General features: G+C 70.0%; 12 protein-coding genes. 5 read left to right on the top strand and 7 right to left on the bottom strand.

What is annotated here, in order from left to right:
• Nucleotides 1-75 precede the first annotated feature (75 nt).
• The 6 genes from ccsB to hemL all read right to left on the bottom strand — a co-directional run bounded on the left by ccsB (nucleotide 76) and on the right by hemL (nucleotide 6524).
• Nucleotides 76-1233: a c-type cytochrome biogenesis protein CcsB gene (gene ccsB / locus TR48_RS22740; protein WP_042370337.1), complete on the bottom strand. Its 1158-nt coding sequence runs from the start codon at nucleotides 1231-1233 to the stop codon at nucleotides 76-78.
• Between the two features lie 5 nt (nucleotides 1234-1238).
• Entirely contained in the window at nucleotides 1239-3026 is a 1788-nt protein-coding gene (gene resB, locus TR48_RS22735) for a cytochrome c biogenesis protein ResB (protein WP_042370277.1), read from the bottom strand.
• Entirely contained in the window at nucleotides 3026-3772 is a 747-nt protein-coding gene (locus TR48_RS22730) for a cytochrome c biogenesis CcdA family protein (RefSeq protein WP_042370275.1), read from the bottom strand. Before TR48_RS22730 ends, resB begins: the two co-directional genes overlap by 1 nt.
• The gene (locus tag TR48_RS22725) at nucleotides 3769-4362 is read right to left on the bottom strand and encodes a TlpA family protein disulfide reductase (RefSeq protein ID WP_042370272.1); all 594 of its coding nucleotides are present in this window, start codon (nucleotides 4360-4362) and stop codon (nucleotides 3769-3771) included. Before TR48_RS22725 ends, TR48_RS22730 begins: the two co-directional genes overlap by 4 nt.
• 110 nt (nucleotides 4363-4472) lie before the next feature.
• Complete coding sequence (locus TR48_RS22720) at nucleotides 4473-5114, bottom strand: histidine phosphatase family protein (protein WP_042370336.1); 642 nt, start codon at nucleotides 5112-5114, stop codon at nucleotides 4473-4475.
• A gap of 45 nt (nucleotides 5115-5159) precedes the next feature.
• Nucleotides 5160-6524, bottom strand: coding sequence for a glutamate-1-semialdehyde 2,1-aminomutase (gene hemL, locus TR48_RS22715; protein ID WP_236652273.1), 1365 nt, complete (start codon nucleotides 6522-6524; stop codon nucleotides 5160-5162).
• A 175-nt stretch (nucleotides 6525-6699) separates the two neighbouring features.
• Here hemL and TR48_RS22710 point away from each other — a divergent pair, with 175 nt between their 5' ends.
• Complete coding sequence (locus tag TR48_RS22710; protein WP_439654490.1) at nucleotides 6700-7320, top strand: hypothetical protein; 621 nt, start codon at nucleotides 6700-6702, stop codon at nucleotides 7318-7320.
• A 66-nt stretch (nucleotides 7321-7386) separates the two neighbouring features.
• On the opposite strand, the gene TR48_RS22705 is transcribed toward TR48_RS22710, so the two are convergent.
• Nucleotides 7387-8712: a tyrosine-type recombinase/integrase gene (locus tag TR48_RS22705; protein ID WP_042370268.1), complete on the bottom strand. Its 1326-nt coding sequence runs from the start codon at nucleotides 8710-8712 to the stop codon at nucleotides 7387-7389.
• 462 nt (nucleotides 8713-9174) lie between these two features.
• Between TR48_RS22705 and TR48_RS22700 the strand changes: the two genes are divergently transcribed.
• The 4 genes from TR48_RS22700 to TR48_RS22685 all read left to right on the top strand — a co-directional run bounded on the left by TR48_RS22700 (nucleotide 9175) and on the right by TR48_RS22685 (nucleotide 12649).
• The gene (locus tag TR48_RS22700; RefSeq protein ID WP_369405602.1) at nucleotides 9175-9345 is read left to right on the top strand and encodes a helix-turn-helix transcriptional regulator; all 171 of its coding nucleotides are present in this window, start codon (nucleotides 9175-9177) and stop codon (nucleotides 9343-9345) included.
• A gap of 641 nt (nucleotides 9346-9986) precedes the next feature.
• Entirely contained in the window at nucleotides 9987-10217 is a 231-nt protein-coding gene (locus tag TR48_RS22695; protein ID WP_042370266.1) for a helix-turn-helix transcriptional regulator, read from the top strand.
• Nucleotides 10218-10430: 213 nt separating this feature from the next.
• Nucleotides 10431-10922, top strand: a complete 492-nt coding sequence (locus tag TR48_RS22690) for a DnaB-like helicase N-terminal domain-containing protein (RefSeq protein ID WP_161789885.1) — start codon at nucleotides 10431-10433, stop codon at nucleotides 10920-10922.
• Nucleotides 10923-11110: 188 nt separating this feature from the next.
• On the top strand, nucleotides 11111-12649 hold the full coding sequence (locus TR48_RS22685; protein WP_236652272.1) for a DUF3631 domain-containing protein: 1539 nt from the start codon (nucleotides 11111-11113) through the stop codon (nucleotides 12647-12649).
• Nucleotides 12650-12673: the final 24 nt, after the last annotated feature.

The following is a 12673-nucleotide window of genomic DNA, read 5'->3' as shown; positions in this document are numbered from 1 at the left end:
TCGGGTGACAGCGACGAAAACGGGACGCCGGGGTGGTCACCCGGCGTCCCGTTTCCTCGGCTCGTCCCGCGGGCCTCAGAGCCCGGCGTAGCTGTGCTTGCCGTTGATGAAGATGCTCACGCCGTAGGCGTTGAACAGGTAGCAGGCGAAGGCGATGAAGACCAGGATCGCCGCCTTGCGGCCCTTCCACCCGGCGGTGGCGCGGGCGTGCAGGTAGCAGGCGTAGGCGACCCAGGTGATGAACGCCCAGGTCTCGGTCGGGTCCCACTCCCAGTAGTGACCCCACGCGGCCTCGGCCCAGATCGCGCCCGCGATGATCGTGAAGGTCCACAGCGGGAAGACGAAGGCGTTGATCCGGTAGGACCACTTGTCCAGCGTCGCGGCGGCGGGCAGGCGCTCGAAGACGTCCGACCACCAGCCGTCCGCCTTGACCGTCTCCTTGGCCTTGCGGGACTCGTACACGTCCTTGGCGACGTAGAGGATCGCGGCGATCGCGCCCGCGTAGAGGGCGCCGCCGCAGACCATCGCCCCGGAGACGTGGATCCACAGCCAGTACGAGTGCAGCGCGGGGACGAGTTGCTCGGAGTCCACGTAGAACTCGGTGACGGCGATGCCGAGGCCGAGCACCGCGCCGAGGGTGACCGGCAGGCCCATCCAGCGCACGTTCTTGCCGGCCGCGAGCAGCGCCACGAAGAGCAGCGAGGCGATCATCGTCAGGGCGACGGTGAACTCGTAGAGGTTGCCCCACGGCGGCCGGTGCGCGGAGATGCCGCGGGTGATGACGGCGCACAGGTTGAGCAGCGCGGCGAGGGTGGTCAGCGAGACGGCGATGCGGCCGATCCGGTCCGCGCCCTCGTCGCCGCCGGAGGCGCCCACGCCGTCGACGGGCGGGGCGGCGTCACCGCGGGTGACGACGTCGACCTTGCCGGCCTTGGCGGCGACGGTGCGGGTCAGCGTGGTGGTGCTGCCGCCCGCGCCGGTGACCTTGACGGCGACGGTCGGCGCGGTGCGCGCGGCCTTGCCCTCGGCCTCGGCGTCGGCCACGGCCTGCCCGAGGGAGGCGCCGGCCTTGGCCGCCAGCGCGGCGGACTGCCGCGCGACGCGGCTGCGTCCGCCGAAGGTCCACTCGGCCGCGTAGGCGAGGAAGGCCAGCAGGAACACCGCCATCGCGGAGTAGACCAGGATGTTGGAGATATTGGCGAACTTGGTGTCGATCGCCGCCTCGGCGAGGATCACGTTCACTCCTTCTCGGCTGCGGTGTCGGCGGTGTCGGCGGTGTCGGCCGCTGCGGGGTCTGCTGGGGCGGGGTCTGCTGGGGCGGCGGCGCCTGTGGGAGCGCCGTCTGCGGCCGCGTCGTCGTCCGGCTGGTCGGCGGGTGCGTCGTCGTCCGGCTGGTCGGCGGGCGCGGTGTCCTGGAGTTCGAGGGCGAGCTCGGCGAGCTCCTCGGCGATGCGGGCCGACTCGCTGCGGGCCAGGCCCGCGACCTCGACGGTGGTGGTGCCGTCCGGGCCGGCCACGGCGCGCACCCAGATGCGGCGGCGCTGCACGAACAGCGAGCCGATCAGGCCGACGACGGCCATCATCGCGCTGCCCAGCGCCCAGCCGGTGCCCGGGTTGTGGGCGACGGTGAAGTTGGCCCACTGGTCGACCCCGGTGAAGGTCACCGTGCCGCCGTCGGGCAGCTTGAAGCCCTGACCCGGCGTCCGGTCGAACTTCAGCGGCTGGCCGTCCAGCATGTACTGCTTCATGTGCTTGGTGTCGAGCTCGTAGATGCTCTGCGGCGCACCGGAGTTGTCGCCCAGGTCACCGTGGTACACGTTGATGTACAGGTGCGGGTCGAGCAGCTCGGGGAAGATCGAGTGCGGGCCCATCGTCTTGAACTCGGACTGCGGCGCGGCGGTCGGCGTGAACAGGGCCGAGAAGCCGAGCTGGGTCGCGTTGCCCTTGTCGTCGACGTAGCCGTCGTTGACCTTGATCGCGCAGGTCGAGGTGTTGTTCCCGTCCTGCGGCAGACACGGGGTCGGCCCGTCGAAGATGACCTGACCCTTGGCGTCGGTGACCTTGATGATCGGCGCGTAGCCGTTGTTGGTCAGGTAGACGTTGCTGTTGTCGATACTGAGCGGGTGGTTGACCTCGATGGACGCCCGCTTGGCCTTGCTCGGGTCGCTGCCGGTCCAGTACGAGACGTTGGCCTGGAAGTTGCGCGCGTTGCCGACCTGGGTGCCGCTGGTCTGGTACGACGCGTCGAGCTTGTTCAGCCGGAAGCCGAAGGGCACCAGGCTGTCGGCCGTGTAGAAGGTGCTCGGCATGAAGTCGTCGTACATGGCGACGTTGTTGCTGAACGCCTTGCCTTCGATGACCAGGACGGTGCCCATCCCCCCGAACAGCTTGCCGACCGCGAAGGTGATCAGCATGCCGAACAGGGAGATGTGGAACAGCAGGTTGCCGACCTCGCGCAGGTAGCCCTTCTCGGACATGATCGCGTCGCCGTTGCGGGCGACCCGGAAGCGGCGCCGGCGCAGCAGCGCCTCCGCGGCGTCGAGGGTCTTCTCCGCGCGGGCCTCGCCGTCCTGGCCGCCGGAGCGCCAGGCGGCGTAGACGGGCAGCCGCACCAGGTGCCTGGGCGCGGCCGGCGGCTGAGCCCGCAGCACGCCGACGAACTGCCAGGTGCGCGGGATGATGCAGCCGGCGAGGGAGACGAAGAGCAGGATGTAGATCGCGGAGAACCAGAACGAGCTGTAGACGTGGAACAGCCCGAGCTTCTGGTAGATCGGCGCGAGGGTGGTGTGGTTGCTGACGAACTGGGCGACCCTGGTCGGCGACGCCGCGGTCTGCGGCACCAGCGAGCCGGGGATGGCCGCGAGCGAGAGCAGGAACAGCAGGATCAGCGCGGTGCGCATGGACGTGAGCTGCCGCCAGCCCCAGCGCAGCCAGCCGAGCAGGCCGATGCCGACTTCGCCGCCGGCCCCGTCGTCGTCCGCGGGGGCGGAGCTCAGCCGCTCTGCGGCGTCGAGGTCGGTCGTCATCAGATGCCCACCTGGTAGTTGTCGGTCCAGTACTGCAGCTGGTTCGTCACGTCCGTCCACAGGCCCGTGACCAGCAGCACGCCGACGGCGACGAGCATGCCGCCGCCGATCCGCATCACCCACTGGTTGTGCCGCTTGATCCAACCGAACGCGGAGAGCGTCCGCCGGAAGGCGAGGGCGGCCAGGATGAACGGCAGGCCGAGGCCCAGGCAGTAGGCGAGAGTCAGCAGCGCGCCGCGGCCGGCGCTGGACTGGTTCCAGGACAGGAACTGGACCGCGCCCAGGGTCGGGCCGACGCAGGGCGTCCAGCCGAGGCCGAAGACGACGCCCAGCAGCGGCGCGCCGATCAGCCCCATGGTGGGCTTGCGGTGGCTGCGCAGCTCACGCTGGGTGAAGCCGGGAAGCAGGCCCATGAAGGCCAGGCCCATCAGGATGATCACCCCGCCGGAGATCTCCGTGATCAGCGTCTGGTGCTGCTTGACGGTCTGGCCGAAGAAGCCGAAGAACGCGCCCATCGAGACGAAGACGGCCGTGAAGCCCAGCACGAACAGCAGCGCGCCGAGCGCCATCCGGCCGCGGCGGCGGCCGTCGGCGTCGGCGAGGTCGGCGGCGGAGAAGCCGGTGACGTAGGAGAGGTAGCCGGGGACCAGCGGCAGCACGCAGGGTGAGAAGAACGACACCAGTCCGGCGAGCAGCGCGACTGGGAGCGCTAGCAGCAGGGCTCCGTGCAGGACCGTCCCGCTCACGACTTCTCCGCAATCACCGGATCGAGGATCTTGCTCAGCTGGTCGCTGGTCAGCGGCTGGAGCGCGCGCACGGCGATGCGGCCCTGGCGGTCCAGGATCAGCGTGGAGGGGATGGCCTGCGGGTTGAGGCTGCCCTTGGGGAACTGCAGCAGCAGCGAGCCGTCCTCGTCGTAGAAGCTCGGGTACGTCAGCTTGTGCGCCGCGACGAACTGCTGGGCCTGGTCGATCTGGGTGTCGCGGGTGTTGATGCCCACGAACTCGACGCCCTTGGCCTGGTCGGCGGCGAAGACGCTCTCGAAGTCGTCGGCCTCCGCGCGGCACGGGCCGCACCAGGAGCCCCAGACGTTGAGCACGACGACCTTGCCGCGGTAGGCCGCGAGGTCGAGCGACTTGCCGTTCAGGTCCTTGCCGGTGAGGTTGATCGCCGCGCCGCGCTGGGCCGCCGGGACGGCCACGGACTCGCCGGTGCCGGCGACGTAGCCGCTGTCACTGCCGCCGCCGGTCTCGGCGGTGTTGGTGCCGCTGCAGGCGGACAGCATGAGAACGCCGCTCAGGGCGGCGAGTGCGAGCGCGGAGCGGCGGCGAGTCATGTGAAGAGTTTCGCATGCTTGTTTAGGCCGATTTCACGACCCCCACGAAAGCGGCGTGGTAGGCCCTTGACCTGCCACGACGCTTCGTGTAGTGGATATTTAATTGATCTTTACGCCCCGAAGGACTTGTTGGTGAGCGGACCCTTCTTCCCGGCCAGATGAGCCGGAAGAAGATCGCGGGCGGGCTCGCTGTAGCCAATGGAGACGATCTTGTCGCCCTCGTAGGTGAAGGACGTCAGGCTCGCCAGCGAGCACTGACGGCGGCGCGGGTCGTGCCACAGGCGACGGTGCTCGGCGAAGCAGCGGGTGACCCAGATCGGCAGCTGGTGGCTGACGCAGACCGCCTCATGGCCGCGGGCGGCGTCCCGGGCCGCGCCGAGCGCGCCCATCATCCGCACGACCTGCTCGATGTACGGCTCGCCCCAGGACGGGCGGAACGGATTGGTCAGGTACTTCCAGTGCGACGGGTTGCGCAGCGAGCCGTCGCCGACGCCGAAGGTCTTGCCCTCGAAGATGTTGGCGGCCTCGATCAGCCGCTCGTCGGCGGCGACGGTCAGCCCGTGCGCGGCGCCGATCGGCGCGGCGGTCTCCTGCGCCCGGTCCAGCGGGGAGGCGACGACGTGCGTGATGTCACGTCCGGCGAGGTGGTCCGCGACCCGGTCGGCCATCTTCCGGCCCAGCTCGGAGAGGTGGTAGTCGGGCAGCCGCCCGTACAGGACGCCCTCCGGGTTGTGCACCTCGCCGTGCCGCATCAGGTGGACGACGGTGATGTCCTTCTTGCTCACAGCTCAGTGCTCCTAGGCAGTGGCTTCCGCCGCCGCGCGGGCGGCCACGGGGAGGGCGGCGGCGATGCGCTCCAGCGCGCGCTCGTCGTGCGCGGCGGAGACGAACCACGACTCGAAGGCCGAGGGCGGCAGGTAGACGCCCTGGCTGAGCATGGCATGGAAGAAGGCGGTGAAGCGGAACGACTCCTGGCCGCGCGCCTCGTCGTAGTTGGTGACGGGCTGCTCGGTGAAGAAGACCGAGAACATGTTCCCGGCGGTCTGCAGCCGGTGCGCGACGCCCTCCTTGTGCAGCGCCTCGGCAACCAGCGCGCCGACCTCGGCGGCGACCTGGTCGACGGTCGCGTAGACGGCGTCGGTGCAGGCGCGCAGCTGGGCCAGGCCGGCGGCGGTGGCGACCGGGTTCCCGGAGAGGGTGCCCGCCTGGTAGACGGGGCCGGCGGGGGCGAGGTACGCCATCACGTCGGCGCGGCCGCCGAAGGCCGCGGCGGGGAAGCCGCCGCCCATGACCTTGCCGAAGGTCATCAGGTCCGGCTTGACCTCCGCGGACCACCCTTCGTTCACGGATTCGAACCCGTACCAGCCGGCCTTGGAGACGCGGAAGCCGGTCATCACCTCGTCGGAGACGAACAGCGCGCCGTTCTCGCGGCAGAGTTCGAACAGGCCCTTGTTGAAGCCGGGCAGCGGCGGAACGACGCCCATGTTCCCCGGGGAGGCCTCGGTGATCACACAGGCGATCTCGCCGGGGTGCGCGGCGAAGGCGGCCCGGACGGCGTCGAGGTCGTTGTAGGGCAGCACGATCGTGTCGCCGGCCTGGGCGCCGGTGACGCCGGGCGTGTCGGGGAGCGCGAAGGTCGCGACGCCGGAGCCGGCAGCGGCCAGCAGCGCGTCGACGTGACCGTGGTAACACCCGGCGAACTTCACGACCTTGGCGCGTCCGGTGAAACCGCGGGCCAGCCGGATCGCGGACATGGTCGCCTCGGTGCCGGAGGAGACCAGGCGGACCTGCTCGACCGGCGTGATCCGCGCCACGATCTCCTCGGCCAGCTCGACCTCGCCCTGACCGGGCGTGCCGAACGAGGTGCCGCGCGCGACACCGTCCTGAACTGCGGCGATGACCTCGGGGTGGGCATGGCCGAGGATCATCGGACCCCAGCTGCACACCAGGTCGACGTACTCTCGGCCGTCGGCGTCGGTCAGCCACGGCCCCTGGCCTGAGACCATGAAGCGGGGGGTGCCGCCGACCGCCTTGAAGGCGCGGACCGGGGAGTTCACCCCTCCGGGCGTCACGACGGATGCGCGTTCGAACAACGCCTGGGAGATGGGTGCCTCGTACGGGTACGGACTGCCGATGGTGTGCTTGCTCACGGGATCGCTCACGGGAACATGGTCTCAAATCGCCGTCGTTTCAAAATCGCAGCCTCACTTACGGCATGTCCGCGCCGATCATCTGGGACGATGATCTGGCCACCCGGCGCGCACGCGTGTGCCCGTCCTGCGGAGGTACGCGGCGGCCTGTTGGCAAATTGGCGACGGACGGTAAGGATGGTCCGGGGTGTCCGAGCAGTGTGAGGACTCCGACTGCGGCGCGGAGCGTGGCCGCTCCGCGCGCCGTGCGCGCGGGTTGGACGGGACGACGTCGCGACGGCGCGACGGAGGTGGAGGTGCGGGCCGCGTGGGGGTGACCTACAAGTACTTCGGCGCACCCGACCGCGCCACGGCCGCCCGCGTCCCCACCGCCCTGGGTCGCGACGGCCTCGGCCTCGAAGCCGGTGACCTGGCCACCCTGGGCCGCCTCGGCGAGCTGTTCGGCCTGGACGGCGGCACCGAGGAGTCCATCAGCGGCAGCCTCTCCACCAAGATCAAGCCGGAGACCGTCAGCGCGATGGTCCTCACCGGCATCCTCGGCATGCCCCTCAACGAGGTGCCCCCGCTGGAGCTGGTGGTCCTGCACCCGGACTACGCCGTGGTCCAGCTCCCCCAGACGGTCGTCGAGCCGCTGCTGAAGGCGGACGAGGCCGTCCTCGGCACCGCGGCCTTCATCTGGTCCACGGTCCCCGACCGCCGGGGCCCCCGCGACGCGTTCGTGATCTACCAGATGCTGCACGAGTGGCAGGACTTCGCGAACCGCCTGCACGACGCGGGACACCAGCTGTACTGCCTGATGTGGCCCTGAGCTGGGTGTTTGCTTGATCGTCGGGATCAGGCGAGGGCCTGCTGAGGCTTCATCAGAAGCACCCGCTCAGGCCGCCAGGGCACATTGAGGGCACACGGCTTCGGAAGCGAGGTCGGCTGTGCCCTGCGTCTCGCCCGTCGGGCTCGTGGCTCCCGCAGTCCCGAGCAGGAAGGCGTCGGCCGCGTCACGGCTCCGCCCTTCACTGCTGGGCATGAGGTGCGTGTAGGTGCGGAGGGTGAAGCCGGGGTCCGAGTGGCCGAGGTAGACGGCCAGGGCCTTGATGTTCGTCCCGCCTTCGAGCTGGGCCGAGGCGTAGGTGTGACGGAGGGCATGCATGCCGTCCTCCGGGGCCGCCTGGAAATACTGCGAGCCGGTGGTCCGGGGCGGGATCACCCCGGCGTGGACCAGAGCACGCTTCCAGTCCCCCTGGTTGAACACGCTTCGGTTGTAGGCGTTGCCCTTCGGGTCGACGAAGAGCAGCCGCAGCGTCCTCGGGTCGCCCTCGGCCTCGTCCCACGGCAGCGTGACCTCCACCGGCGGGAACGCCTTCATGTGCGCCTTGAGCGCGAGAGCCAGACCGCGTGACATAGGGACCGAGCGGATCTTCTGCCCTTTCGGGAGCGCGAAGACCATGGTCTTGCCGACGAAACGTATCTGCGCGTTGACGTGGATCCAGCCGCCCTTGAAGTCGATGCTGTCGTCGGCCAGGGCGAAGATCTCACCCTGGCGCAGGCCGCAGCCGATGCCGACCTTGCCGCCGGCCTGGAAGCGGTCGGGCAGCCCCTCGATCACCGCGGCGACGCGCTCGCGAGTCCACGGCACGACGGGCTTCTTGGGAGTCGTCGGCCACTTGACGGTCTTCGCCTTGCACGGATTGCGCGGCATCCTGCCGTCGTCAACGGCGGCGTCCAGGATGGCGGCGAGCACGTCGCCCACGCCCAGGATCGTTGACGCAGCGAGGGGCACCTCCTGCAGCTCCTTGATCCATGCCCGGATGAGCGAGGGCTGGTTGAGCGCGCGCAGCTCGTGATGGCCCAGCCGCGCCTCGATGTGGTTGCGGACGACGCCCTCGTACCGGAGGCCAGTCGTCGGCCCTGCCGTGTTCGAGGCGAGCCACTGCTGGGCGTAGGAGCCCAGCGTGACCTTGGCGGCGGCCGGGTCGACGTAGGTGCCGACGTCGAGGCTGCTCTGCAGCTCGGCCGCGCGGCGTTCGGCGTCGGCCTTTCGCTCGAAGTTCTCCTTGCGCTGCTCGCCGGCGGGGTCGCGGTAGCGGACCTGCCAGCGCTTGCCGACACCGTGCTCCGAGGAGGCAACCTTGCCCTTGTGCTCGGGGCACTGCTGATCCCCCTTGCTGGCACGGGACTTGTGCCAGCGGTCGTAGACGTTCGCCAAGGGTGTCTCCTTCGACTGGGGTGAGAGTGGGGCTCTCGACTGCCCACGTGGCGAGCAGTCGGCATGCGGTTGATCTAAATCGAGACGCCGCTCGGCGTCAATCAGTTCTCCTACAAAGGATGAAAACTTTTAAGCAGCGGCGGCAGTGCCGTGCCGGAATGCGTCGGGGAATGCCGGGTACTGTCGCGCAATCCGCGCACCAGCGTGCAGAACGTGTGCCTTGACCTGCGGTGATGGCCGCACATGATGCTCGCTTCAGAGGCATCTGGCAAATAATTCCAAGGAAGGCAACAACCCTTGCCCTTTCGCTTGCGCACTGCTTATGGTCTTCGCCAGGTGGTCTTCGGCATTGCTTTGCGGCGGCGCCTGTTCCTGTTCGGCGAGTAGTTGGGAGAGTTCGTGGTTCGTCCTGCCGCCCATTCCCGCGGAGGTTTGCGTGGGGAGTCCGACCGGCGTCCGCTGTTGAGCGCGGAGGAGCTGGCGGGGTTCCTGCAGGTGCCATTGAGCACCGTCTACGTGTGGAACCACCGCCGCCAGGGGCCGCCCGCGCACAAGGTCGGGCGTCACCTGCGCTACCGCTGGGCGGAGGTGGAGGCATGGCTGGAAGACCAGGCCGTCGACAGGGCCGCGTGAGCGCGGCGGTCGTGGGGATCAGGGTGGGCCGGGCGCTACCAACGGCGGCCTGAGGTCCCGTCGGTAGGGGGTGGGCTGGCCGGCCTGCCCCCGCCGAGGCGGGCACGTCGCACCCTACGATCGGCCCCCGGCCGCGCCAAATCGGCTGGCGCACGGGGCACGTTGGGACAGGTGGAAGGTAAAGCTTTCACCAGTGTCGGATCGTCCCACACGGTCCCGATCGTGCTCACCAGTGTCGGATCGTCCAGCCCAGTCCAGCGGTCACATCGGGCCAACTCGGACATGCAGGATCTTCGGGGCTCTGGTCAGCGGTTTTCGCTGTTTGGCGCTGCCGGAATCTTCGGGCATCGTGTGCGTCCCACCGGTGATCACCGCCTCGCGGCGGTCGCCGAGAGGGTCCTGCTGCCGATCCGCGAAGGATGAACCGATGCGCCGAACCACCTGCCGTGCCAAGCGCGATGCCGGAGCACGCTACGAGCCTTCCGACTCGCGGCCTAATTGGTCCGGCCCTCGCGAAAGGCCGCATCGGCCCGGCATTTCCAATTAGGTCGCGAGTCGGTTTTCGGGGATCGTTGCCCTCCCAGCCGACATGCCAACCACGCAGCGCACCCCGCTGACGCCACATCACCAAGGAGCACGCATTGGGCCGAAGCACCGCCCGCACCAGCCGCACCACCGCAAGCACGGACAATCGTCCGCTGCTCAGCGCCCAGGAACTCGCCGAGTTCCTGCAGGTGCCGATCAGCACGGTCTACGTGTGGAACCACCGCCGCCAGGGGCCGCCCGTCCACAAGGTCGGGCGTCACCTGCGCTACCGCTGGGCGGAGGTGGAGGCATGGCTGGAAGACCAGGCGGTCGACCGCGCGGCCTGACCGCGACCCCGGACATGGAGAAGGCCATCGGTGCTACCAACACCGACGGCCCGAGAACTCTCCAGCAAGCGACAACTCACTGATCACCCAGGCGGGGTGGCTGGCCGGCCATGCCCCGCTGGAAGAGAAGAGGTTCATGTGCACCCTACGGCCCCGCCGCTCGAACGCCAAGCCCATGCCGGGGCCTGGTCGTGGGCGCGGCCTCCACAGGCTGTGGACGCTGAACGCGCCGTGCTGGCAGCGTGCCTGCACAGCCCCACCGCCCTCGACACCGCTGGCGGGATGCTCGGGGCGGAGGACTTCGCGTCCCCAGCCCACGGGCTGGTGTGGGCGGCGATGCTCGCCCTGCGCCAGGAGGACTGCCCGGTTGATCCGGTGCTGGTGACGCATCAGCTGCGCCGCCAGGGCGTGCTTCACCAGGCGGGCGGTCCGGCCTATGTGTCCGGGCTGGCGAGCGCGGTCCACTCGGTCGCGGCGGTGGACCACTACGCGGCGATCGTGGCCGAGCAGGCGTGGTCCGCGCGCCTGCACGCCCTGGGCAAGTGGCTGATCCAGGCCACCGTTCACGGCCACGACCCTGCCGAGGTCCAGACCGAAGCGGTCAACCGACTCTCCGCTCTGGCCGCCGGGAGATCACTGTCCGGGGGCTGTCCCCGTCCCGAGGTCGCGGTGGTCCGTCCGCTGCACCGGCGGCCGGCCTCCTGATCACCTGAGCCGGGACCAGCCGAGCTCTCCCTAGCCGCGGGCCTTATCTCCACCTGCGGTCCGTCCTGCCCTGAATCCGGCGCTACCAACGCCGCAGGGCGGACCGCCCTTCTCTCGCAAGCGACACCTCACTGGCATGCGCGGTGGCCGCCGCACACGCCACGATCACCGGAAGGTGGTTCTCCCTCTTGAACCCTGATGACCTGTTGAAGCAGGCCGAACAGCCCCGTCCCGTCCTCGACGGGCAGCTCGACCTCATCCCCGCCGGAACCTCCGGTCTGGCCGCCGAATCCCCGGACCACGTTCCGGCCGCCCCGGCCGCCGGTCCGGATCAGGTTCCGGACGGAGCGGTGATGCTGGACGAGCTGCGCGCGATCGTGGCCCGGTACGTGGTGCTACCGGACCAGCACGCCCTGAACGCGGTCACGCTGTGGATCGCAGCTTCGCACCTGCAGCCGGCCTTCCAGCACGCACCGCGGTTGGCGATCACCGGGCCGCAGAAGCGGTGCGGCAAGTCGCGGCTGCTGGACGTGGTCGAGGCGACCTGCCACCGTCCGATCATGACGGTCAACGCCTCCGTGGCGGCGATCTACCGCTCCATCGGCGAGAACCCGCCCACCTTGCTGGTGGACGAGGCCGACACCATCTTCGGCCCCAAGGCCGCGGGTGACGCCGAGGCGCTTCGCGGCATCCTCAACGGCGGCCACCAGCGCAAGCGCGACACCTTGCGGATCAACGGCAAGAGCATGGAGCTGGAGACCCACAAGACGTTCGCCATGGCCGCGCTGGCCGGGATTGGGGACCTGCCCGACACGATCATGGACCGTTCGGTCGTGGTCCGGATGCGGCGCCGCACCGCCGCCGAAACCGTCGAGTCGTTCCGGACCCGCGACTCCGACGCCCTCGCCCCGCTGCGCGAACGCCTCGCCGCGTGGGCGACGACGATCGCCGAGCGGGCGAAGGACATGGATCCGGCGATGCCGGTCGAGGACCGCGCGGCGGACACCTGGGAACCGCTGGTCATCGTCGCCGACCTTGCCGGCGGGGCATGGCCGGACCTGGCTCGGCAGGCGTGCCGGGTCATGACGGCGCGCGAGTCGGAGCGGCCGGGGCTGGAGGACTATCCGCTGCAGCTCCTGGTCGACATCCATGGCGCGTTCGCGAGCGTGGGCCACCCGGAGCTGATGCCGACCAAGCAGCTGATCGTGCTGCTGTGCTCGGACGAGGAGAGCCCCTGGCCCACCTACGGGTCCCGCAGTGGCGGGCTGACGCCGCGCTACCTGCAGATGCTGCTGCGGGACTTCGACATCAGCTCGAAGAACTACCGCTTCGAGGGTCGGGGTCAGGCCAAGGGATTCGCCCGCGCCCAGTTCCTCGACGCCTGGACCCGCTACTGCCCCAGCGTCCTGAAGGCCGCCGGGACGGCCAGGGCAGGTTCTGCCGCGACGGCCGACTCGGAGCTGCAGGAGGTCGATCTGTCACGCGGCGGGGAGCTCTCCGGGCAGCCGGAGGCCGCCGGGCAGCGGCAGCTCGAACCGGCCCCGCAGGCGAGCGCGTCGGTCGGGGAGCGGGAAGTCTCGGCTGAGATGGCCGCCACCCGGGAGCGCCTCACCGCCGCCACCCGCCGGAGCGAGGCGATCGGCACCATCAACCGGACGCCGGGCACGGGTCCTGCTGCGGGGTACCGGCCTCCGACCGCCGACGGCGGGCCCCGACGGGGCCGCTGACCCCCCGCCTACCCTCCTTGCGCG

The organism is Streptacidiphilus neutrinimicus (genome assembly GCF_000787815.1).
Lineage (GTDB): Bacteria > Actinomycetota > Actinomycetes > Streptomycetales > Streptomycetaceae > Streptacidiphilus > Streptacidiphilus neutrinimicus.
The sequence above is the reverse complement of the archived record's forward strand: the minus strand, read 5'-3'. Positions and strand labels throughout refer to the sequence as shown.